This is a genomic window from Streptomyces sp. NPDC002838 (genome assembly GCF_040295365.1).
Lineage (GTDB): Bacteria > Actinomycetota > Actinomycetes > Streptomycetales > Streptomycetaceae > Streptomyces.
Map to the genome: position 1 here is coordinate 66,737 of NZ_JBEOVF010000005.1, position 22,116 is coordinate 88,852.

The window sequence follows — 22,116 nt, forward strand, 5'->3', positions numbered from 1 at the left end:
GAGGACGGGCCAGGTCGACGACCTGGCCCGTTCGCGCGTCCGTCACGGCAGACTGCTCCTCATGACCATGGCCATGAACACGACCATCACCACCGACGACGGCGTACGGCTGTGGGCGAGCCGCTCGGGCAGGGACGGCGGCACCCCGCTGCTGCTGTGCCACGGCGGCCCCGGACTGTGGGACATGTTCGAGGACGTGGCCGGAATGCTCGAGGACGAGGCCATGGTGGTCCGCTGGGACCAGCGCGGCTGCGGGCGCTCGCAGCGGTGCGCCGGGCCGTGGACCACCGAGCGCTTCGTGGCGGATCTGGACGCCGTACGACAGCACTTCGGGCTGGAGCGGATGGTGCTGCTCGGCCATTCCTGGGGTGCGCAGCTGGCGTTGAGCTACGCACTGGCCCACCCGGAGCGGGTCGACTCGCTGGTCTACGTGAGCGGCACGGGCATCGGACCGGACGCCGACTGGCACCCTGCCTTCAAGACCGACTTCCTCGCCCGGCTCGGTGAGGACCCCCAACGGCTCGCTCGCTGGCAGGAGTTGACGGGTCGTCCACAGCTCACCGAGGAGGAGGACCGGGAGCGCGCGGTCCTCCAGTGGTCCATCGAGTTCGAGGACCGCGAACGGGCACTGGAGCACGCCGGGCGGATGGCCGATCCCTGGTTCGGGATCAACTACGAGTGCAACAAGGCGCTGAACGCCGAACGCGAGCAGCTGTGGGGCACGCCCGAGCTGTACGCCGCCTGCCAGGCCCTGGACGTGCCCGTGCTCATCGTCGACGGCGAGCGGGACATCCGGCCGCGCTCGGCGATCGACTCGCTGGAGCGGGCCCTGCCGCGCGTACGGCGGGTGATCCTGCCGGAGGCCGGGCACCTGCCGTGGGTCGAGGACCCGAAGGGCTTCCGGGAGGCGGTGCCGGCCGCGCTGCGGTGAGCTGCCGCTACTCGGCGATCTCCGTCCGCTCCCACCACTCGTACACGGGCAGCCTGCCCTGCGGGGTGTCCGCGTCGCGCTCGGTCGCCCTGAAGTGCTCGTAACCACCTCGGAGCTTGATCTTCACGTCCGCCCCGGGGGGCGGGCTCGGGACGATCCGCTCGGGCAGGTCTTCCGGGCCGCCCTCGAGAAGTGCTCGCGCCTTGTCACTCATGACCTCACCGTTCCCTCTACCGGAACCCGATGTCGCAGGCCGCGCGGAGGATCAGTCGGGTGGGCGAGTCGCCGCTCTCCGCCGGACCGGGGCGGGCCGGGGCGGGGCGGGCCGGCAGGCAGCGCCGGTGGCCGGAGTTCGGCACCCGCCCGGTGCCGCGTACCGATACTGGCCCGATGACGAGCCCCGCCCACACCCTGCGCACCGCCCACACCGCCGACCTCGCCCCGGCCGACCTGCAGGCCGTCCGCGCCCTCCTGGACACCGCCTTCGACGGCGACTTCACCGACGAGGACTTCGACCACGGCCTCGGCGGCATGCACGCCCTGCTCCACGACGGGCACGGACTGGCCGCCCACGGCTCGGTGGTGATGCGCCGGGTGCGGCACCGGGGGCGCTGGCTGCGGGTCGGATACGTCGAGGCCGTGGCCGTACGACCGGACGCGCGCCGCACCGGGCTCGCCGGCCGGGCGATGGCCGAGCTGGAACGGATCGTCGAGCGGGCCTACGACCTCGGCGCGCTCTCCGCGAGCGACGAGGGCGCCCGTCTGTACGCCGCGCGCGGCTGGCAGCTGTGGCCCGGCCGGGTCTGCGCCCTCGGGCCCGACGGGGTCGTCCATCTGCCGGAGGAAGAGGGCAGCACGTATGTGCGTCCCGCGCTCTCCGGTCCGCTCGACCCGGCGTACGAGCTGGTTTTCGACTGGCGGGACGGGGATGTGCTCTGACCTGCACTGTCTCAGATAGTAGGAAGTCCGAGTAATTGTGGAGACAGACGCGCGTTCCTCGCTTAGCTTTGTAGGAGCCGAACGTCTCGCTCGACCAAGCGAATGGCGGTCGTGAGCCGGGCCCCGTGCAGGCAACCCCTGCGGCACCGCTCCCCGCCCCTTCCGGCGTCTCGTAACCCCTTTTCCAGAAGGAGTCGATTTCCCATGGCCGAGACGACCGTCCGCCGTCGAGTCCGCCACCTCTCCCGTACGAGCGAGTCCGACCGCAAGAACGCCGCCGCCGCGCTCCAGCGGGCCCTCGACCGCCGGGACAACGGCGGCGAGACCGGCCACTGAGTCCCTCAGGCTCGGCGCCGCACCTCGAAATGGTCGATGCGCTCGCCGTTCGACGCGAGCGCCGACACCTTCAGCTTCGGGGCCGACCCGCCCTCCGCCTCCACCGAGAGGAAGGAGAAGCCCCGGTAGCGCACCCGTGACCACTCCACGGTCTCCTTCCTGGACTGCTTCGACTTCGTCCACTGGAAGGTCTCGACGGACTCGCGGTCGGTGACATGCCCCTCGTAGCTCTCCTTCGCGCCTGAGGGAAAGCCGTACAGCTCCTTGCCGCCGCCGCCCGCCGTGACGTACACGATCCCGTCCCGGGTCGGGTCGGTCGAGGCGCCGATCGGGACCGGCCTGCCGACCTCGCCGTTCTTGATGGCGTCGGTGCGCTCGTAGACGTGGTTGTGGCCGTTGATCACCAGGTCCACCTGGTGCCGGGCGAACAGCGGCAGCCACTGAGCGCGCACGCCCCCGTCGGAGGCGTGCGTGGAGGTCGAGTAGGCGCAGTGGTGGAAGAAGACGACGACGAAGTCGACCGAGGCGTCTGCCCGCAGCTCACCCAACTTCCGGTCGAGCCACGCCGTCTGCTTCCCCTGGCTGTAGCCGAAGTTGGCGGGGATCTCGTACGAGACGTCGTTCGCGTCCAGCGCGACGAAGCCGACGTTGCCGTAGGTGAACGCGTACACGCCCGGTGCCGTGCGCGGGTCGAAGCCGTTGTCCGGCAGGGACCAGCGGGCCCGTTGGCCGCCGTAGCCCTCCGGCGAGTACCAGGCCTCCATGTCGTGGTTGCCGGTCGTCACCATCCACGGGACCGATCTGGTCACCGGCTCGTTCTGCTTGAGGAACAGGTCCCAGAAGGCGGGGTCGTAGCCGTCCGACTTCTCGCCCCGGCCCTTGACGTTGGCGTAGCAGATGTCACCCGCGTGGAGGTGGAAGGCCGGGTCCCGGCGCAGCAGGACGTGGTCGTTGGCGGCCGCCGCCCGGCTCACCCCCTGGTCGCCGAAGGCGGTGAACACGAACCGCTCCGGGGCCGCCGGTGCCGTACGGAACGAGCCGGTCGTCGACCGCCGTTCGGGCGAGGCCGGGTCGAAGCCGTCGTGGCCGACGCCGTAGTAGTACGTCGTGCCGGGCCGCAGTCCGTCGAGGGCCGCGTGCAGGTAGTACTGGTCGAGCGCCGGCCGCACACCCGTCACCCCCGGCGTGTGCAGGTCGCGCACCTCCGCCCCGACCCTCCGGCTCAGGTCGTCGGGCCGCAGACCCACGCGGACGTACGGCTTGCGTACCGCGAGCGGTACCTGCCAGGAGATCCGCATCTGCGTCTTCGGGTCGGCCCCGAAGGAGAGGTGACGGCCGAAGGGGGCGACGACGGAACCGTGCACCCTGGACGCGGATGGCGAAGCGGCGGGTGAGCTCGTGGTCGTACTCGGTGATCCGCCGCCCGAACAGCCCGTCAGCAGCCCGCCCGCCACCGCGCCCGCCGTCACCAGCGTGCGGCGCCGGGACATCTTCGTGCGCAGGTACTCGTACTGCTCGGCCATGCTCATCCGGCGCGCGAGCTGATGCGGAATGCCGCAGTCGGGGGTCTCCATGCGGGTGAAGTTCCCAGCGAAGCCCAACACCCGCCCTACATACGGGTGAACGCAACCTGACGGGCTGACGCAGTCCCCTGTGCGGGTGTCCGTATCGCGGACGCCGCGTGTCATCCCATGGGACAAGGAGTACGGTGCCGACATGTCTCGCAGCATCAATCTCGCAGTGATCCCCGGTGACGGCATCGGCCAGGAGGTCGTGGCCGAAGGCCTGAAGGTCCTCTCCGCCGTCCTTCCGCAGGATGTGAAGCTGGAGACCAAGGACTACGACTTCGGCGCCAAGCGCTACCACGCCACCGGTGAGACCCTCACCGACGCCGACCTCGACGCCCTCAAGAAGCACGACGCCATCCTGCTCGGCGCGATCGGCGACCCGAGCGTCCCCTCCGGCGTCCTGGAGCGCGGCTTCCTGCTCAAGCTCCGCTTCGCCTTCGACCACCACGTCAACCTGCGTCCGTCGAAGCTGCTGCCGGGTGTCGCCACCCCGCTGGCCGGCGAGCCGCAGATCGACTTCGTCGTGGTCCGCGAGGGCACCGAGGGCCCGTACACCGGCAACGGCGGCACGATCCGCAAGGGCACCGAGCACGAGGTCGCCACCGAGGTCTCCGTCAACACGGCCTTCGGTGTGGAGCGCGTGGTCCGCGACGCCTTCGCCCGCGCCCAGGCCCGCCCGCGCAAGAAGCTGGCACTGATCCACAAGAACAACGTGCTGACCTTCGCGGGTCACCTGTGGACCAACATCTTCAACAAGGTGGCTGCCGAGTTCCCCGAGGTCACCACCGAGTACATGCACGTGGACGCGGCGACCATCTACCTGGTCACGCAGCCCGAGCGCTTCGACGTGATCGTCACCGACAACCTCTTCGGCGACATCATCACCGACCTCGCCGCGGCCGTCTCCGGCGGCATCGGCGTCGCCGCGAGCGGGAACATCAACCCCTCCGGCGAGTTCCCCTCGATGTTCGAGCCCGTGCACGGCTCGGCCCCGGACATCGCCGGCCAGGGCAAGGCCGACCCCACCGCCACGGTCCTGTCCGTCGCCCTCCTCCTGCGCCACCTCGGCTACGACGCCGAGGCCACCCGCATCGAGGACGCCGTCTCCGCCGACCTCGCGGAGCGCACGGGCAAGCCCGCCCGCTCCACCGCGGAAATCGGCGACGCGCTCGCCGTACGAGTAGCCGGCTGACCCCGCCGCGCCACTCGATCTCTTTTCGCGAGATTCTTGTCGAAGCCGCCGGGTCGTATCCGCACCCGGCGGCTTCCCCATGTCCCCGCCGGGTGCCACCATCGATCCCTGGGTCGCCTTCACCCCGATTCCTTCCGCCGCCGCCCCCGCGCGATAATCGAACGCGGAGCCGCGGATTGAGGGAATGCTCGGACGTCCTAGCACTGGCCACTGGCCGTACGGGCGTGAGCGCGGCCCGTCACTCAACAACCGGTGAAGGACACCCACTCATGACGACGCCCACGATCGAGCTCAAGCCCTCCGCCAGCCCGCTCTCCGCCGCCGAGCGCGAGGCGATACTGGCCAACCCCGGGTTCGGACGCCACTTCACCGACCACATGGTGACGATCAAGTGGACCGAGGGCCGCGGCTGGCACGAGGCGCAGCTCGTCCCGTACGGGCCGATCTCCCTCGACCCCTCCACCCACGTCCTCCACTACGGCCAGGAGATCTTCGAGGGCCTGAAGGCCTACCGCCAGGCCGACGGCTCGGTCGCCGTCTTCCGCCCCGAGGCCAACGCCCGCCGCTTCCGCAACTCCGCCCGCCGCATGGCCATGGCCGAGCTGCCCGAGGAACTGTTCATCGCGGCCCTGGACGCGCTGCTCGCCCAGGACGCCGACTGGGTCCCGCCGCACGGTGGCGAGGAGTCCCTCTACCTGCGCCCGTTCATGTTCGCCACGGAGGCCGCGCTCGGCGTGCACCCGGCGAACGAGTACCTGTTCATGCTGATCGCCTCCCCGTCCGGCGCGTACTTCGCCGGCGGCGTCAAGCCGGTCACCATCTGGGTCTCCGAGGACTACGTCCGTGCCGTCCCCGGCGGCACCGGCGACGCCAAGACGGGCGGCAACTACGCGGCCTCGCTGCTGCCGCAGGCCGAGGCCGCCAAGAACGGCTGCGACCAGGTCGTCTACCTCGACGCGGTGACCCGCACGAAGGTCGAGGAGAGCGGCAGCATGAACATCGCCTTCGTCTACGGCGACCGGATCGTCACCCCGGCCCTCACCGGCTCGATCCTGGAGGGCATCACCCGCGACTCCCTCCTCCAGGTCGCCCGCGACCTCGGCTACACCGCCGAGGAGAGCGTCGTCACCCTCCAGCAGTGGCGCGAGGACGCCGCCTCCGGCGCCCTGACCGAGGTCTTCGCCTGCGGCACGGCGGCCGTGGTCACACCCATCGGCCACGCCAAGACCAAGGACGCCGCCTGGACCCACGGCGACGGCAACCCCGGCCCCGTCACCCTGCGCCTGCGCGAGGCGCTGCTCGGCATCCAGCGGGGTGTCACGGAGGACAAGCACGGCTGGATGCACAAGCTGGGCTAGTTCTCGACCGTGCTGCTCGGGCCGCCCCGGACTTCGTCTCCGCGGCGGCCCGGTCGCGTACGAGCCGCTGCTGAGAGTCCTCCTCGCGGACGCTTGAGGAGTTGCCCGGGTTGTACTCAATTCGGGGGATTGACCCCGTGGTGGGTGATGCGTTTGCCTCAAGGGAGCCCTCGGCGCGGGGCCGGGGGAGATGCGTCAACGGGGAAACAGGGGGAATCGTGCTCAGAACCATGCGTGGGGTGTCCGTCGCAGCGCTCGCGGGGGCGATGGTCGCGCTGTCGGCGACGTCGGCGGCGCCGGCGCCGAAGCCGGAGACCGAGCGGGTCACACTGTCGGCGACGGGAGAGCAGGGCGACGACGACGCGTACGGACCGGAGTTCAGCACCGACGGCCGGTTCGCGGTGTTCACCGCGAACGCGTCCAACATGGTGCCCGGCGACACCAACGGGCACTCGGACGTCTTCGTGCGTGACCTGCGCAAGGGGACCGTCGAGCGGGTCAGCGTCAGTTCGGACGGCGCGCAGGCCGACATGCCGTCGTCCGCGCAGGCCATCAGTGCCGATGGACGGTACGTCCTGTTCCGCTCCAACGCCAGGAACCTGGTCCACTGGGAGAACCCGCCCACGAACGAGGCGGCCGACGACATCTACCTGCACGACCGGCGCACCGGCACCACCCAGCGGATCAGCGTCGGCTTCGACGGCGGGTCCGCCTTCGCGGCCGGCGCCCACATGTCGGCGAACGCCCGCTACATCGCCTTCAACGCCAAGGCCGACCGGATGGAGAGCGGAGCGCGCGACCTGTTCGGAGCCGTCTACGTCTTCGACCGCCGCACCGGCACCACGGAGCGGATCAGCAACCACAACCGCCCGGACAACCCCGCGCTCCTGCAGGGCCTGAGCGCCGACGGCCGCCACGTGGCGTACACGCAGCTCGTGCCGCGCAGCGGGAACGGCGTCACGTGGGTGCACGACCGACGCACCGGCACCGAGGAACAGGTCAACGTCAAGCCGGACGGCAGCCCCGCCCAGTACTACGCGCTGCCCGCCTCGCTCGCCGCGGACGGCCGGACCATCGCCTTCCACTATCCGAGCGGCGAACTGGTCCCGGGCGAGGCCCCCGGGGAGGGCACCAACCTCTACGTCCGCGACCTGCGCACGGACGTCACCCGGCGCGTCGACCCCGGCCCCGCCGGCGAGGACGGGGCCCGCCAGCCCCTGCTCAGCCCGGACGGCCGGTACTTGGCCTATCAGGCGGATCCGCGTCTGGCGGACGGGCGCCTCGGGCCGGCCAACGTCTACCTCCGCGACCTGCGCACCGGTACCACCCGTCTGGTCAGCGAGTCCGTCGCCGGCGAACCCGTCACGGACGCCTCCGTGTCGGCCGTCTCGGTGAGCGCGGGTGCCGGGCGCATCGGCCTCGGCAGCGAATCCGCCCAGCTCGTCCCGGGCGACACCAACGGCCACTACGACGGCTTCGTCCGCCGCCTCCGCTGAGTTTCCGTGCCCCGCACGAGAGATCACGGGTTCGCATTCTGAGACGGACGGTGAGCACGGGGGCAGATTGTGCCAGACTGCCTCCGTGCTCTCGTTCGCCATGATTATTGGCAGCAGGCGCGCCGGTCCGCAGTGACCGCCACGTACGACCAGGTACGGGCGGACACCGTCGTCCTCGACCCGCGCGCAGACCTCTCGCACCCGCGAGGGGTTTTTCGCTTTTTCTGGCCCACCCGCAGCCGGAGGCGAGAGCGCGAGGGACTATGTGGGGACGGTGGAGCCGGTCATTCCGGTAAAGACCGAGATCCGACACAGGAGCCTTCAGACCATGACCGAAACCAGCGAGCTCGACGATTCGTTCCACGTCTTCGACACCACCCTGCGCGACGGCGCCCAGCGGGAGGGCATCAACCTCACCGTCGCCGACAAGCTCGCCATCGCGCGGCACCTGGACGAGTTCGGCGTGGGCTTCATCGAGGGCGGCTGGCCGGGCGCCAACCCGCGCGACACCGAGTTCTTCGCCCGCGCGCTGCAGGAGATCGACTTCAAGCACGCCCAACTGGTCGCCTTCGGCGCCACCCGCCGGGCGGGCGCGAAGGCGGCGGACGACCCGCAGGTCAAGGCGCTCCTGGACTCGGGTGCCCCGGTGGTCACCCTGGTCGCGAAGTCCCACGACCGCCACGTCGAGCTCGCCCTGCGCACCACGCTGGACGAGAACCTCGAGATGGTCCGCGACACGGTGTCCTTCCTGAAGGAGCAGGGCCGCCGCGTCTTCGTCGACTGCGAGCACTTCTTCGACGGCTACCGCGCGAACCCGGATTACGCCAAGGCGGTCGTGCGGGCCGCCTCCGAGGCCGGCGCCGACGTCGTCATCCTCTGCGACACCAACGGCGGCATGCTCCCCGCCCAGATCCAGGCGGTCGTCGCCACGGTCCTCGCCGACACCGGCGCCCGGCTCGGCATCCACGCCCAGGACGACACGGGCTGCGCGGTGGCCAACACGCTGGCCGCGGTGGACGCGGGCGCGACCCACGTCCAGTGCACGGCGAACGGCTACGGCGAGCGGGTCGGCAACGCCAACCTGTTCCCGGTGGTGGCGGCGCTGGAGCTGAAGTACGGCAAGAAGGTGCTGCCCGACGGGCGCCTGCGCGAGATGACCCGTATCTCGCACGCGATCGCCGAGGTCGTGAACCTCACCCCCTCCACCCACCAGCCCTACGTCGGCGTCTCCGCCTTCGCCCACAAGGCAGGCCTGCACGCCTCCGCCATCAAGGTCGACCCGGACCTGTACCAGCACATCGACCCCGAGCTGGTCGGCAACACCATGCGGATGCTGGTCTCCGACATGGCGGGCCGCGCCTCAATCGAGCTCAAGGGCAAGGAACTCGGCATCGACCTGGGCGGCGACCGCGAGCTGGTCGGCCGGGTGGTCGACCGGGTGAAGGAGCGGGAGCTCAAGGGCTACACGTACGAGGCGGCGGACGCGTCCTTCGAGCTGCTGCTGCGCGCCGAGGTCGAGGGCAAGCCCCTGAAGTACTTCGAGGTCGAGTCCTGGCGCGCGATCGTCGAGGACCGCCCCGACGGCACCCACGCCAACGAGGCCACGGTCAAGCTCTGGGCCAAGAGCGAGCGCATCGTCGCCACGGCCGAGGGCAACGGCCCGGTCAACGCCCTGGACCGCGCGCTGCGGGTGGCGCTGGAGAGGATCTACCCGCAGCTCGCCAAGCTCGACCTGGTCGACTACAAGGTCCGCATCCTGGAGGGCGTGCACGGCACCCAGTCCACGACGAGGGTCCTGATCTCGACGTCCGACGGGGCGGGGGAGTGGTCGACGGTGGGTGTCGCCGAAAACGTCATCGCGGCGTCGTGGCAGGCGCTGGAGGACGCTTACACGTACGGGCTGCTGCGGGCGGGTGTGGAGCCGGCGGAGTAGAGCACCGTACGGAGGTCGCTCAGGGCCGGGGGTGCCACGTGCACGTGGTGCCCCATGGCGGCGGGATCACGACCGCCAGTTGTGACCCTTGGGCGGACACCGGGTCCAGGTCCCAGGCCCCGCGGATGTCATCGAGCACGGCGCGTGCGCCGTAGGGCGACACGGCCAGTTCCTGACGGGCCTCGGCGAGCAGGCCGAGGCCCACGAGCGCGGCGGCGGGCAGCGCGAACGGAAGCAGGCGCAGCGGACCTCTGAGCGGCTCGACCACCGCGCGCCGTATCCGGTGGAGATACGACAGCCTCACCAGTTCCGGAGCGTCATGACCCGCCCTGGTGATGTATCCCCGGCACAGGCTGACGAACAGCGAGATCAGGAACCAGCAGGCCCGCACACCAGGGCCGGAAGTCCTTGTTCTCCCGGATCCCGCGCAGCGACAGCCGCGCGGGTGCCCTCTCCGCGTAGGGAGGCGAGCACATCGCCTCCACCACGGCCTCGACCGTCACCGTCGGCCGCTGAGTCGGCAGTTCGCTCAGCCGTGGATCGTCGAGGCAGGCCCGAACGGCCTTCTTGTACAGCTCCTTCTCGGGCTCACTGGCCCACCACTCGTTCCCCCCGTCGGCCATCGGCGTGCCTACACGTGCCCGTCCTGCCGCGCGAGCCCGAGAAAGGCGGCCCAAGTGCCCGGCGCCACGGTGAGGATGGGGCTGGTGTTCTTGGAGTCGCGGATGTGAACGGCGGAGGGCTGGGTGGCGACCTCGATGCAGTTGCCGCCTTCGCTGCCGCTGTAGCTGGACTTGATCCACTGAAGTGCGGTGCTCATCGGTCTCCTAGCAAGCCGTGCAAGAGGCGCACGCTCTCGTCGGGTGAGAGGGCCTGTGACCGCAGCATTCCATACTTGTGGTGATAGTCGCTGACCTCGTCGGGATCGTCGATGAGGAAGCTGGCGCGCTGTACTTCGAGGTACACGAGGCGTTCGTAGTCCGGCGTTTCCAGCAACACCATGGGGCCGTCGAGGCAGGCATGAGGTGTCCGGTTCATCGGCATGATCTGGCAGCTCATGTGGATGGGCTCGGTGTACTCCAGGATCTGCCTGATCTGGTTCCGTATGACATCCGGTCCGCCGACCTCTCGCCGCAGGATGCTCTCCTCGATGACGAAGTGGCCCACGGGCGGGCGGTCCCGTTGCCAGACCAACTGCCGTTCCATGCGGGACTCCACCCACTGGTCGACGGTCTCACTGCCCAGCGCGGGATACCGGTAGTCGACAACGGCGCGACAGTACTCCCGTGTCTGAAGCAGCCCTGGAACCACCTGAGTCTCATACGACAGGAAGCTCATGGCCTCCTGCTCGTGATCCACCAGCGACTGCGCGAACTGCACCACCTTCTCCCGCACCGGCATCTGCTCCACGAGCACGGCCAGCACCCCACCGGTGCCCAGCAGTTCGTCGAACTGCTCCGCACGGTCCGGCTGGAGTGCCAGCCGCCCCTGCTCGATCGACCCCACCGTGTCCACGCTGATGTTCGCCAGCTCGGCAAGTCTCTCCTGGGTGAGGCGGGCCTTCCTCCGGCAGTGCGCCAGCAGCGCCCCGACCGCACGCCACGAACTGACCTTCCTGGGCTTCTTGGCCGTGTGCATGGCTGTCCCTTTCCCCCGTCGGCACACGAACTCCTCGTAGTGAGGTCGTAGTAACCAGAACTACGACCTCACCCACTGCCTCACACTAGTGACTCCCTGTGACAGTCGCTCCATGAACGCCCAAGCCCAACTCCTCCGAGCCCGCACCGCCCTCTACCCCCGTGACCGCAGGTCGGTGGGCGTCGCCAGGGACCTCACCCGCGTCACCCTCGCCGACTGGGGCCTGACCGGCCGGAGCGACGACGTACTGCTCTGCATGAGCGAACTCGCCACCAACGCCCTCCTGCACGGCGTACCGCCGAACCGCTGCTTCCAGCTCTCCCTGACCCTCACCACCGACGGAGTCCTCCGCGTCGAGGTCCACGACAGCGGGCCGGGCGAAGTCCGCGTACCGAAGCCGAGGCCGGACGCGGAGGAGGGGCGCGGGCTGCTGCTGGTGGCGGCGCTGGCCGACGACTGGGGCGTGAGGGAACGGGATCCGGGCAAAGTCGTCTGGTGTGAGTTCCGGGGCTGCCAGGTGCCTTGACGGTCTACTGGGCCGCCAGTTCACTCGCGGCGTGGGGTAAGTCATGAGTGGACCACGAGAGCCAAGGGGGAAGCTCCATGCGAAGAACCGCCCTGCTCGCCTCCGCCGCACTGCTGGCGGCCCTGCTGCCGATGGTGTCCGCCCAAGCGGCCGACGATCCCGCCCCGGTCCCCGTGGACCGCTTCGAAGGCGAGGTCCCCTTCGCCAAACCGCCCGCCGAAGGCATCTTCACCTGGGGCAGCGACAGCGACGACCCGCCCGAGCTCCGGCTGACCGCCCGCGAGGACGCCCCCGAGGGCGAAAAGGTCCTCACCGGCGCCTACGACATCAGCGGCTACGGCGGTTTCACCCACGGCTTCGCCTTCGCCGAGCCCGCCCACGACTGGTCCGCTCACAAGGGCATCCGCTTCTGGTGGGACGGCCAGGACAACGGCAAGAAGATCGCTTTCGAGATCAGGGACGGCGGCGCCGACGGCGAGGCCTCCGAACTCTGGACGACCTCCTTCACCGACGACTTCACCGGCTGGAAGCAGGTGGAGATCCCCTTCACCGACTTCACCTACCGCACCGACTACCAGCCCGTCGGCGGCATCGACCAGGTCCTCGGCCTCACCGAGATGTGGGGATACGCCGTCACCCTCCCCGTCGGCGTCAAGGGCGAGTTCGCCATGGACGCCGTCGAGCTGTACGGCAGGGCCGACCAGTCGCTGCGCGCCTCCGTCACCACCGACGCGGCCGTGTACCCGGTCGACGAGGGCGGTACGGCGGCCGTGCAGGTCACCGTCGCCACCACCGGCTCCGCCCCGATCGACGAACCCGTGACCGTCACCTACGAGACGACCACGACCGGCACCGCCGACCCCGGCCAGGACTACACCCCGGCCGCCGGCACCCTCACCTTCCCCGCGGGCACCGCCTCCGGCACCTCCCGCACCCTCCGCCTCCCCACGCTCAAGGACCGGTCCGCCGAGTCCGCCGAGACGATCTCGCTGAAGCTCACGGTCACCGGCGCCAAGCCCCCGGCCGAGAACCCGCAGCTCGTCGTCGACGCGCACGGACTGCCGTATCTGAACAGCAGGTTGCCGGTGCACAAGCGCGTCACCGACCTGCTCTCCCGTATGTCCCTGGCGGAGAAGGCCGGCCAGATGACCCAGGCCGAGCGCGGTGCCGTCGTCACGGCTCCGGGGGACATCGCCGCGTACGATCTCGGCTCGCTGCTGTCCGGCGGCGGTTCCACTCCGACGCCCAACACCCCCGAGGCGTGGGCGAAGATGATCGACGCCTTCCAACTCCGGGCGCAGGCGACGCGGTTCCAGATCCCGCTGATCTACGGCGTCGACGCGGTGCACGGCCACAACAACCTGGTTGGCGCCACGATCATGCCGCACAACATCGGGATCGGGGCCGCGAGAGATCCCCGACTCGCCTACAGAACCGGCGCGGTGACCGCCGCCGAGGTCCGAGCCACCGGCATCCCCTGGGACTTCGCCCCCTGCCTCTGCGTCACCCGCGACGACCGCTGGGGCCGCTCCTACGAGGCCTTCGGCGAGGACCCGGCCCTCGTGGACGCCATGGAGACCGTCATCCAGGGCCTCCAAGGCGCCCGGGACGGACGGGACTTGAAGCGCCCCGACAAGGTCCTGGCCACCGCCAAGCACTTCGTCGGCGACGGCGGCACCGAGTACGGCTCCTCCACCACCGGCACCTACACCATCGACCAGGGCATCACCAAGGTCACCCGGCAGCAGCTGGAGGCCGTCCACCTGGCGCCGTACACCACGGCCGTCGACCGGGGCGTCGGCACGGTCATGCCCTCCTTCTCCTCGCTCGACATCGCGGGCGACGGCCAGGGCCCGGTGAAGATGCACGCCCGCGCCGACATGATCAACGGCGTACTGAAGGGCCGTATGGACTTCGACGGCTTCGTCATCAGCGACTGGGCCGCCATCGACCAGCTTCCCGGCGACTACGCCTCCGACGTCCGTACGTCGGTCAACGCGGGCCTCGACATGATCATGGTCCCGTACGCGTACAAGGACTTCCACGCCGCGCTCGTCGACGAGGTCGAGGCGGGCCGTGTCAGCGAGCGGCGGATCGACGACGCCGTCGCGCGCATCCTCACGCAGAAGTTCCGGCTCGGGCTGTTCGAGAAGCCGTACGCCGACACCAGCGGCGCCTCCGAGATCGGCTCCGCCGGACACCGGGCCGTGGCCCGGCAGGCGGCCGCCGAGTCGCAGGTGCTGCTGAAGAACGCGGGCGGTGTGCTGCCTCTGAAGAAGGCGCGGAAGGTCTACGTGGCCGGCTCCAACGCCGACGACATCGGCAACCAGACCGGCGGCTGGACCGTCACCTGGCAGGGCTCCTCCGGTGACATCACGCCCGGCACGACCATCCTGGAGGGCATGCGGAACGCCGGGGGAGACGTCACCTACTCCAAGGACGCCTCCGCGCCGACCAGCGGTCACGACGTCGGTGTGGTCGTCGTCGGCGAGACCCCCTACGCCGAGGGCATGGGCGATGTCGGCAACGGTCATGACCTGGAGCTGAGTGCCGCCGACAAGGCCGCCGTCGACAAGGTGTGCGCCGCGATGAAGTGCGCGGTGCTGATCGTCTCCGGGCGCCCCCAGCTCATCGGCGACCGACTCGGCGACATCGACGCCCTCGTGGCGTCCTGGCTGCCGGGCACGGAGGGCGACGGGGTGGCCGACGTCCTCTACGGCAGGCGGCCCTTCACCGGGCAGCTCCCCGTGACCTGGCCGAAGTCCGAGGCGCAGCTGCCGATCAACGTCGGTGACACGGCGTACGACCCGCAGTACCCGTACGGCTGGGGCCTGACGACCCTGACCAAGGTGCCGGAGGGCGGCCGGGCGACGCTGACGGCGCTCGGCATCGCGGCCGGAGCGGCGGAGAGGGCCGGTGCTGACAAGGCGGGGCGTGCGCTCGTCACCAAGGCCCGGCTGATCGTCCAGCAGAAGGTGGGCCAGGCCGTCACGGCGGCGGTCGCCAAGCCCTTCGCGGACGCGGACCACCTGCTGCTGACCGGACGGTACGGAGAGGCGGTGGAGAAGCTGACGGCGGCGTATCGGGCGGCTTGATCCACCGTTTCCCGCTCACGCTTTCCCGCTCGCCCGGATGAGCCTTTTTTGTTGGCTTTCGGGTAGCTTCGAAGTATGAAGGTCGCAATATCGACCCGTAGCTTTGCCGGACTGCTGACCGCGCTGGCGCTCGCCGTCCTGACGGCCCTGGTCGTCCTGATGGCGGGCGCCCCGCGCGCGGAGGCGGCCACCAGCGTCTCGACGATCGCCGAGGCCCTGCGCGAGGACCCCGTCTACGTCGATCCGGCCGCGTCCGACCAGCTGTCGGAGTCCGAGGCGGACGCCCTGGCCAAGCAGATCGAGGATGCCGACAAGCCCCTCTTCGTCGCCGTCCTGCCCGACGACTATCCCAAGCAGGACCTGTTCACCGACCTGCGCACCGCCACCGGCGTGACCGGCCTGTACGCGATCCGCCTCGGCGACGAATTCGACGCCCGGGCCGACTCCGCGGTCCTGTCGCAGACCGCCGTGCGGAACCTGGTCAACAGCGTCCGGGGCGAGGGCGACGCGGGGACCCAGCTCGACGACTTCAGCGACCGTGCCGTGACCAACATGGGCGGCTCGGCCCCCTCCTCCTGGGGTTCCGCCGACGGCGACACCGGAGTGTCGACCGCCGCGCTGATCACCGCCGGCGCGGTCCTGGTGGCGGGCGGCACGGGCGCGTACGCGATCGTCCGGCGCAACCGGCGCCGGCACGAGGAGGAGCAGCGGGCCGCGCTGGAGAAGCTGCGGGTCGTCGTCGACGAGGACATCACCGCCTTCGGCGAGGAACTGGACCGCCTCGACTTCCATCCGGGCGAACCGGGCGCGGACGACGCCATGCGAGCGGACTACGAGCGGGGCCTGGACGAGTACGAGAAGGCGAAGAAGTTCATGGCGGAGGCCGGCAGGCCCGAGGACGTGCGGGCCGTCACCCAGGCCCTGGACGACGGCCGCTTCTCGCTCGCCCGGCTGGCCGCCCGCCGCGAGGCCCGGCCGCTGCCCGAACGGCGCCCGCCCTGCTTCTTCGACCCCCGCCACGGCCCCTCGGTCGCCGACGCGACCTGGACGCCGCCGGGCGGCGAATCCCGCGATGTCCCGGTCTGCGCGGCCGATCGGACCCGCCTGGCCGACGGCCGCGACCCGGTGGTGCGCGAGGTCGACACCGAGCAGGGCCGCCGCCCGTACTGGGAGGCGGGACCCGCCTACGGCCCCTGGGCGGGCGGCTACTTCGGCGGCGGCATCCTGCCCGGCCTGCTCATCGGCACGCTGCTCGGCAGCATGATGGCCAGCCCGGCCTACGCGGCCGACTACGGCTCCGGTTACGGCGACTTCGGCGGCGCCGGCTACGAGGGCGGCGACGTCTCCGGCGCGGACTTCCAGACCGACGACTTCACCGGCGGATTCGGCGGCGGGGACTACGGGGGCGGCGGATTCGGCGGCGGGGACTTCGGCGGCGGGTTCTGACGCCTGGGGGCAGGCAGGGGAACGGGCACGGGCCCGGCGCGGAACGGCGCCGGGCCCGTGGGACGTCGTACGAAGTGCTGGGGTGCGCGTGGGTCAGAGACCGGCCGCCGCCGAGGCGATCGCGGAGGCGAAGGTCGAGACCTCGGTGTAGACGCCGGGGGCGTCGGGGCGGGCGCAGCCGTCGCCCCAGCTGACTATGCCGACCTGGATCCAGGCGCCGGCGTTGTCCCTGCGGAACATCGGGCCGCCGGAGTCTCCCTGGCAGGTGTCGACGCCGCCCGCGTCGAAGCCGGCGCAGATCTCCTCGCCGGGGACGAGGCCGTTGTAGAGGCCGCCGTAGGCGCGGCAGGTGGCGTCACTGATGAACGGCACCGTGGCCTTGAGCAGGTACCGCTGCTGGGCGCCGCCCTCGCGGGCCGCTCCCCAGCCGGCGACGGTGAAGTTGCCGGTGTTGTACTGCGTGTTGGTGGCGATCTTCAGCGTCGGCAGGTTGATCGGCTGGGCGAGCTTGATCAGCGCCCAGTCCTTGCCGGTGCCGTTGTAACCGGGGGCCCGGTAGACGTACGTGGAGCGAACCTGGACGCGGCCGGTGGTGGACTGGAGGTCCACGACGCCGGCGGTGGCGGTGATGCTGGTGTTGCGGCCGGTGCCGCTGACGCAGTGCGCGGCGGTGAGCACGATCTGCTGGGTGTACAGCGCGCCGCCACAGCCCATGGAGAGCCGGACCATGAACGGGAACTCGCCCTGCGCGGCACGGGTTCCGCCGACGACGGGCGAGGGGGCGGCGTTGGCCGCCGAGACGGGCTGAAGACTGGCGATCGCGAGGGCGGCGGCGCCGACGGCCGCGCATCTCTTGAGGGCCGTGAGGAGTCTCTTCAACGTGATGCCTTTCGTGGGGGGTTGACCTGGGGGCGGTGCACCGGAAACACGGAATTGACGTGCGCATGCCAAAAGCGGCAATAAAGAATTGCCTCTTCGGTGGCATGGGCAGGACAAAACTGCTGCTGGATTATGGGAACGCCGGAAGCGCATGCACAAGGGGTGGGATTCGGCCACCGCTGACCGGTTGTCCTACGGTCGGCGCGGTGGCCGACTCCCGATGACGGCGACGGCGTACCGCTCCCCGGCGGCATGCCACCACTTCGGTGGCGAGGGACCGTCGACGACGGAGGACGGCTGGCTCGGATGCAGACCCAGCCGTCGATCCAGTCGATCCCCCGTTCACGCAGTCAGGCGCGGAGGGCGGCGAGGGGATGCGGACGGCCGTCGGAGTTCTCGTACGCGGTGACGGCGACCCATTCGGGGTGCGTTCCGGAAGCGGCGGTCATACGGGCCATGACGCGGGAGTACGACCCTGATCCGCGCCCCTTTTCTTCCGGGCCCGCACGCCCACCGCCCCGCCCGCCGTGGCGAGGGACAGGGCGACCAGGCCCGCGCTGGCCCACAGCGGCGACCGGTATCCGCCCCCGGCGTCGATCGCCGTACCGCCGAGCCAGGGCCCGAACGCGGCGCCCACGTTGAAGGCCGCCGTCGCGAAGCCGCCGGCCAGGGTGGGGGCGCCGGGGGCCGCGTAGAGCACCTGGGAGATCAGGGTCGATCCGACGCCGAAGGAGAGGGCGCCCTGCACGAGGACGAGCGCGAGCGCCACGACCGGCTCCCCGGCGCCGAGCGCGAAGCCCACCCACCCGGCGCACAGCGCGAGGCCACCCGCACCCACCACCATCGCGGGCCGCCGGTCGGCGTACCGCCCACCGACCCGAACCCCGACGAACGCCCCAAGGCCGAACAGGGCGAGCACGACCGGCACCCAACCGTCGTCCATCCCCGTGACATCGGTGACGAGAGGCGCGAGATAGGTGAACGCGCAGAAAGTCGCCCCGTTCACCAGCGCGCCGAGCAGCAGGACGACCAGCAGCCGAGGATTGCGCAGCGATCGCAACTCGCCCCGCAGCGAGGGTCGTACCGACTCGGCGGCCCCGCCCGGCACCGACCGCGCCACCGCCACCACGGCGGGCACGGACACGACCGCCACCGCCCAGAACGCCGAACGCCAGCCCCAGAGTTGCCCGAGCAGCGCCCCGGCCGGCACCCCCACGACACACGCCAGCGTGACCCCGCCCAGCAGCATGGACGTGGCCCGCCCTTTGGCGTCCGGCTCGACCATCCCGACGGCGGCCACCAGGGCGACTGCCAGAAATCCGGCGTTGGCGAGCGCACCCACGACCCGCGTGGCGAGCAGCACCCCGAAACTGTCGGTCACCGCACCGACGACATGAACGGCGAGAAAGACCAGGAGGAACCCCAGCAGGGCCCCTCGCCGCGACCACCGCCGGGCGAGCCCGGCCATCACGGGCGCCCCGACCACCATCCCCACGGCGAAGGCGGAGGTCAGCGCCCCCGCGGCAGGGACGGACACCTGGAGGTCCCGGGCGATGTCCGGCACCAGCCCGGACAGCATGAACTCGGACGTCCCCTGGGCGAACACGGCAACGCCCAGCAGAAACAACGCGAACGGCATGAAGAAACTCCGCACCCCGAAGTCGAAGAAGTCGTACACGACACGACGACCCGGCGGTCCGGCGGCAGCGTCAGCCCGACCTCAGCCCGACATCACGAACAGCCACCGGAGAGCCGGTGGCCGGAGTCTGGACGCTTCGGGGCTGGACACGGAGGCAGGCTAGCGGGAGCCGGGGAGTGGAAGCCACTGGGTTTTTCAGTACGAGGGCGAGCGAAGTCAGGCCTTCGATTGAGGACAGTTCTTGACCTATATCCCCCCTACGGTGTCGTCATGACCTCTCCCGATGGGCCGGAGCCCCAGGCCTTCCCTTCCGCGGTCGCTCTCGACACCTGGCTGACCGCCCACGGCGCCCTCCACTCCGGCCTCTGGGTGAAGATCGCCAAGAAGGACTCGGGTCTGCCCTCCGTCACCGCCGCGGAGGTCAACGACGTGGCTCTGTGCCATGGCTGGATCACGGGTCAACGCAAGGGCCTCGACGCCGAGTGCTACCTCCAGAAGATCACCCCGCGCAGGCCCGGCAGCCTCTGGTCGATGGTCAATGTGCGGAGGGTGCGGGAGCTGACGGCGGCCGGCCGCATGCGCCCCGCAGGCCTCGCGGAGGTGGAGGCCGCGAAGGCGGACGGCCGCTGGGAGGCGGCGTACGAGTCGCAGCGGGAGGCCGCGATCCCCGACGATCTCGCCGCCGCGCTGGATCAGAACCCTAGCGCCAGGGCGGCCTTCGAAAGCCTCGGCAGGACGGACCGCTACCTCACCATGCTCCCGCTCCTCCGCGCCCGCACCCCGGACGGCCGCGCAACCCAACTGGCGGCGGCCGTCGCCGGACTGACGCGGGGATGACACGCCGCCCGCCGCGGACTCACGCGTTCTTGATCGCCGAGATGTCGAAGTTCAGCTTGATCTTGTCGGAGACCAGGACTCCGCCCGTCTCCAGCGCCGCGTTCCACGTCAGACCGAACTCGGAGCGCAGGATCTGCGCCTTGCCCTCGAAGCCGACGCGCTCGTTGCCGAAGGGGTCCTTGGCGGCGCCGTTGAACTCGAGGTCGATGGTGAGCGGCCGGGTGACGCCGAGGACGGTCAGGTCGCCGGTGATGCGGTAGTCGTCGCCGCCGAGGGACTCCGCCCGGGTGGAGCGGAAGGTCATGGTCGGGAACTCGTCCGTCTTGAAGAAGTCCGAGCTCTTGAGGTGACCGTCGCGGTCCGGGGACCCGGTGTCGATGCTTTCCATCTTGACGTCGATGGAGGCCGTGGACGCGGTCGGGTCGGTGCCGTCCAGATGCAGCGAGCCGCTGAAGTCGAGGAACTTGCCCTTGACGTTGGTGACCATGGCGTGGCGCGCGACGAAGCCGAGCGTGGAGTGCGAGGGGTCGATCGTGTAGTCGCCGGTGAGTGCGGCGAGGTCGGGGTTCGTGCTCATGACCTGCTCCCATCGAATGATGTTGAATCTTTAACTAGGTCAGCGATGCTGACCGTAGACCTATTCCATTCAGCTTTCAACATCATTGGCGCGGTTTGTCGAAACGCGCGCGGCGTTCGTGACGTGCGCCCGTGCGGAGGACCGATTGGATCTCCGGCCGAAGTGGTACCCAGAGATCATGACCTCGGTCGCGGTGCTGGTCGAGCTGCTGCGCACGGACACGGCAGGCGGCCACGTCAAGTGCTGGGAGCGCTTCGCGGAGAGCGCCGCGCGCCTCCCGGAAGCCGTACACGGCGGCCCGGACGGCCCGTACGGTCCGGGGCTGGATCTGACCGTCTACTTCCTCGGGGAGCGGGAACGGGTCGAGACCCTCTCGCCGCGCGTACGGTTCGTCATGCTGCGGCCGGTGCTCAGCACGGCCGCGCTGATGTCGGCCGACGGCGCGGAGGACGTCTGCGACCTCGCCCCCCACCACCCGCGACTGGCCGCGCTGCTCCCACGGCACGACGTCTGGCACCTGACACACAGCTTCGCGTACGCCGCCACCGCCGTCCGGCTCGCCCGGCGCGCGGCCCGTAAGGGCGCCCCGGCGCCGCGGCTCGTGGGCTCCGTGCACACCGACGTGCCGTTGCTGGCCTCGGTCTACGCCCGCTACCTGGCCGACCGGTGGCTGCCCGGCACGCACCCGGCCGTGGACGGTTTCCTGGCGGAGCGGGCGGAGACCTGGCTGCGCCGACGGCGTGACCGGATGCTGGACAGCTGCGCACGGGTTCTCGTCCCCACCCCGGCGGGCCAGGCGGAACTGGCCCCGGTGCTTGGCCCCCACCGGGTCTCCCTCCTCCGCCGCGGCATCGACCACGAGCGCTTCCGGCCCGACAACACGGCCCGGGCCCGGCTCGCCGGGGAGTACGGCGTGCCGACGGACCGTCCGCTGGTGCTGTTCGCCGGCCGGCTGGACGCCACCAAGGGCGTGCCGTTGCTGGCGGAGAGCGTGCGCGGGGTGCGGCAGCGGGGGAGGGCGGTGCACCTCGTCATGGCCGGCTCCGGCGTGGAGGAGGGCGAGGTCCGGCGGTTGCTCGGCCCGGACGTCACACTGCTCGGCTCGCTCCCACAGGACCGGCTGGCGCGGGTGTACGCGGGCTGCGACATCTTCGCCTTCCCGTCCCGTACGGAGACCTGCGGCAACGTCGTCGCCGAGGCGATGGCGAGCGGCCTGGCGGTCGTGCTGCCCGAGGGCGCGCGAACCGCGCAGTGGCTGGCCGCGCCGGGCCAGGACGGCATCGTCGTACGCCGTGACGACCCCCGGGACTGGTCGGACGCCCTGTGCGCGCTGGTCGACCGACCGCGGCTGCTGGCGACGGTACGGCGGCGGGCGGCGACCACGGCCAGGCAGACGCACCCGTCGTGGGACCGGGTGCTGACGGAGGACCTCCTGCCGGTCTGGCTCCCACGGGCCACGTCGGGGCGCCGGAATGCCGTACGGGTGGCGTGACGCGGGAGGGGGCGCCGATACGGTGCACGTGGCGTGAGCCGACACGGCAGGTGCGGGGTGAGCCGTACGGGTTTGGGGGCGGTGTTGGGTCGGGGTTGCCGTGGGTTTGGGGGCGGTGTTGGGTCGGGGTTGCCGTGGGTTTGGGGGCGGTGTTGGGTCGGGGTTGCCGTGGGTTTGGGGGCGGTGCTGGTCCGGGGTTGCCGTGGGCGCCTGGGCCTGCTGGTCCGGGATCGC

At 70.7% G+C, this 22,116-nt stretch carries 21 protein-coding genes; 12 read left to right on the plus strand and 9 right to left on the minus strand.

Annotated elements, in window-relative coordinates:
* Positions 1 to 61 precede the first annotated feature (61 nt).
* On the plus strand, positions 62 to 931 hold the full coding sequence (locus ABT063_RS08900; protein ID WP_351056521.1) for an alpha/beta fold hydrolase: 870 nt from the start codon (positions 62 to 64) through the stop codon (positions 929 to 931).
* Positions 932 to 938: 7 nt separating this feature from the next.
* On the opposite strand, the gene ABT063_RS08905 is transcribed toward ABT063_RS08900, so the two are convergent.
* Positions 939 to 1,145 (minus strand): DUF5988 family protein, encoded by a 207-nt coding sequence (locus ABT063_RS08905; protein WP_351056522.1) that lies wholly within the window; start codon positions 1,143 to 1,145, stop codon positions 939 to 941.
* Between the two features lie 176 nt (positions 1,146 to 1,321).
* On the opposite strand from ABT063_RS08905, the gene ABT063_RS08910 reads away from it, so the two are divergent.
* Together ABT063_RS08910 and ABT063_RS08915 are read left to right on the plus strand one after the other, a co-directional pair.
* Positions 1,322 to 1,870 (plus strand): GNAT family N-acetyltransferase, encoded by a 549-nt coding sequence (locus ABT063_RS08910; RefSeq protein ID WP_351056523.1) that lies wholly within the window; start codon positions 1,322 to 1,324, stop codon positions 1,868 to 1,870.
* Positions 1,871 to 2,074: 204 nt separating this feature from the next.
* Positions 2,075 to 2,206, plus strand: coding sequence for a hypothetical protein (locus ABT063_RS08915; protein ID WP_256362880.1), 132 nt, complete (start codon positions 2,075 to 2,077; stop codon positions 2,204 to 2,206).
* A 5-nt stretch (positions 2,207 to 2,211) separates the two neighbouring features.
* On the opposite strand, the gene ABT063_RS08920 is transcribed toward ABT063_RS08915, so the two are convergent.
* The gene (locus tag ABT063_RS08920; RefSeq protein WP_351056524.1) at positions 2,212 to 3,780 is read right to left on the minus strand and encodes a purple acid phosphatase family protein; all 1,569 of its coding nucleotides are present in this window, start codon (positions 3,778 to 3,780) and stop codon (positions 2,212 to 2,214) included.
* 142 nt (positions 3,781 to 3,922) lie between these two features.
* Between ABT063_RS08920 and ABT063_RS08925 the strand changes: the two genes are divergently transcribed.
* The 4 genes from ABT063_RS08925 (at position 3,923) to cimA (ending at position 9,753) form a co-directional block, all read left to right on the plus strand.
* Entirely contained in the window at positions 3,923 to 4,966 is a 1,044-nt protein-coding gene (locus tag ABT063_RS08925) for a 3-isopropylmalate dehydrogenase (RefSeq protein ID WP_351056525.1), read from the plus strand.
* 269 nt (positions 4,967 to 5,235) lie between these two features.
* Entirely contained in the window at positions 5,236 to 6,324 is a 1,089-nt protein-coding gene (locus ABT063_RS08930) for a branched-chain amino acid aminotransferase (RefSeq protein WP_351056526.1), read from the plus strand.
* A gap of 239 nt (positions 6,325 to 6,563) precedes the next feature.
* Positions 6,564 to 7,820: a TolB family protein gene (locus tag ABT063_RS08935; protein WP_351056527.1), complete on the plus strand. Its 1,257-nt coding sequence runs from the start codon at positions 6,564 to 6,566 to the stop codon at positions 7,818 to 7,820.
* Positions 7,821 to 8,148: 328 nt separating this feature from the next.
* On the plus strand, positions 8,149 to 9,753 hold the full coding sequence (gene cimA, locus ABT063_RS08940; protein ID WP_351056528.1) for a citramalate synthase: 1,605 nt from the start codon (positions 8,149 to 8,151) through the stop codon (positions 9,751 to 9,753).
* Between the two features lie 19 nt (positions 9,754 to 9,772).
* On the opposite strand, the gene ABT063_RS08945 is transcribed toward cimA, so the two are convergent.
* From ABT063_RS08945 to ABT063_RS08960, 4 genes are read right to left on the minus strand one after another with little or no spacing between them, the layout of a single operon-like run.
* Entirely contained in the window at positions 9,773 to 10,057 is a 285-nt protein-coding gene (locus ABT063_RS08945; protein WP_351056529.1) for a hypothetical protein, read from the minus strand.
* A gap of 13 nt (positions 10,058 to 10,070) precedes the next feature.
* A complete protein-coding gene (locus ABT063_RS08950; protein ID WP_351056530.1) occupies positions 10,071 to 10,376 on the minus strand; it encodes a hypothetical protein in 306 nt (101 codons plus the stop codon).
* An 8-nt stretch (positions 10,377 to 10,384) separates the two neighbouring features.
* Positions 10,385 to 10,573, minus strand: coding sequence for a DUF397 domain-containing protein (locus tag ABT063_RS08955; protein ID WP_351056531.1), 189 nt, complete (start codon positions 10,571 to 10,573; stop codon positions 10,385 to 10,387).
* Positions 10,570 to 11,391, minus strand: coding sequence for a helix-turn-helix domain-containing protein (locus tag ABT063_RS08960; RefSeq protein ID WP_351056532.1), 822 nt, complete (start codon positions 11,389 to 11,391; stop codon positions 10,570 to 10,572). The genes ABT063_RS08955 and ABT063_RS08960 overlap by 4 nt, the downstream gene beginning before the upstream one ends.
* Positions 11,392 to 11,503: 112 nt before the next feature.
* On the opposite strand from ABT063_RS08960, the gene ABT063_RS08965 reads away from it, so the two are divergent.
* The 3 genes from ABT063_RS08965 (at position 11,504) to ABT063_RS08975 (ending at position 16,458) form a co-directional block, all read left to right on the plus strand.
* Positions 11,504 to 11,917, plus strand: a complete 414-nt coding sequence (locus ABT063_RS08965) for an ATP-binding protein (RefSeq protein WP_351056533.1) — start codon at positions 11,504 to 11,506, stop codon at positions 11,915 to 11,917.
* Between the two features lie 77 nt (positions 11,918 to 11,994).
* Positions 11,995 to 15,012 (plus strand): glycoside hydrolase family 3 protein, encoded by a 3,018-nt coding sequence (locus ABT063_RS08970; protein WP_351056534.1) that lies wholly within the window; start codon positions 11,995 to 11,997, stop codon positions 15,010 to 15,012.
* Positions 15,013 to 15,087: 75 nt separating this feature from the next.
* A complete protein-coding gene (locus tag ABT063_RS08975) occupies positions 15,088 to 16,458 on the plus strand; it encodes a hypothetical protein (RefSeq protein WP_351056535.1) in 1,371 nt (456 codons plus the stop codon).
* Positions 16,459 to 16,551: 93 nt separating this feature from the next.
* Here ABT063_RS08975 and ABT063_RS08980 read toward each other — a convergent pair whose 3' ends face one another.
* Entirely contained in the window at positions 16,552 to 17,337 is a 786-nt protein-coding gene (locus ABT063_RS08980) for a S1 family peptidase (RefSeq protein WP_351056536.1), read from the minus strand.
* Positions 17,338 to 17,782: 445 nt separating this feature from the next.
* Positions 17,783 to 18,976: a Cmx/CmrA family chloramphenicol efflux MFS transporter gene (locus tag ABT063_RS08985; protein ID WP_351056706.1), complete on the minus strand. Its 1,194-nt coding sequence runs from the start codon at positions 18,974 to 18,976 to the stop codon at positions 17,783 to 17,785.
* Positions 18,977 to 19,246: 270 nt separating this feature from the next.
* Here ABT063_RS08985 and ABT063_RS08990 point away from each other — a divergent pair, with 270 nt between their 5' ends.
* Positions 19,247 to 19,813, plus strand: coding sequence for a YdeI/OmpD-associated family protein (locus ABT063_RS08990; RefSeq protein WP_351056537.1), 567 nt, complete (start codon positions 19,247 to 19,249; stop codon positions 19,811 to 19,813).
* A 19-nt stretch (positions 19,814 to 19,832) separates the two neighbouring features.
* Here the strand turns inward: ABT063_RS08990 and ABT063_RS08995 are convergent, their stop codons facing one another.
* Complete coding sequence (locus ABT063_RS08995; RefSeq protein ID WP_351056538.1) at positions 19,833 to 20,390, minus strand: YceI family protein; 558 nt, start codon at positions 20,388 to 20,390, stop codon at positions 19,833 to 19,835.
* A gap of 178 nt (positions 20,391 to 20,568) precedes the next feature.
* Here ABT063_RS08995 and ABT063_RS09000 point away from each other — a divergent pair, with 178 nt between their 5' ends.
* Positions 20,569 to 21,882 carry a glycosyltransferase gene (locus ABT063_RS09000; protein ID WP_351056539.1) on the plus strand — a complete coding sequence of 438 codons (1,314 nt, stop codon included), beginning with the start codon at positions 20,569 to 20,571 and terminating at the stop codon, positions 21,880 to 21,882.
* Positions 21,883 to 22,116 lie beyond the last annotated feature (234 nt).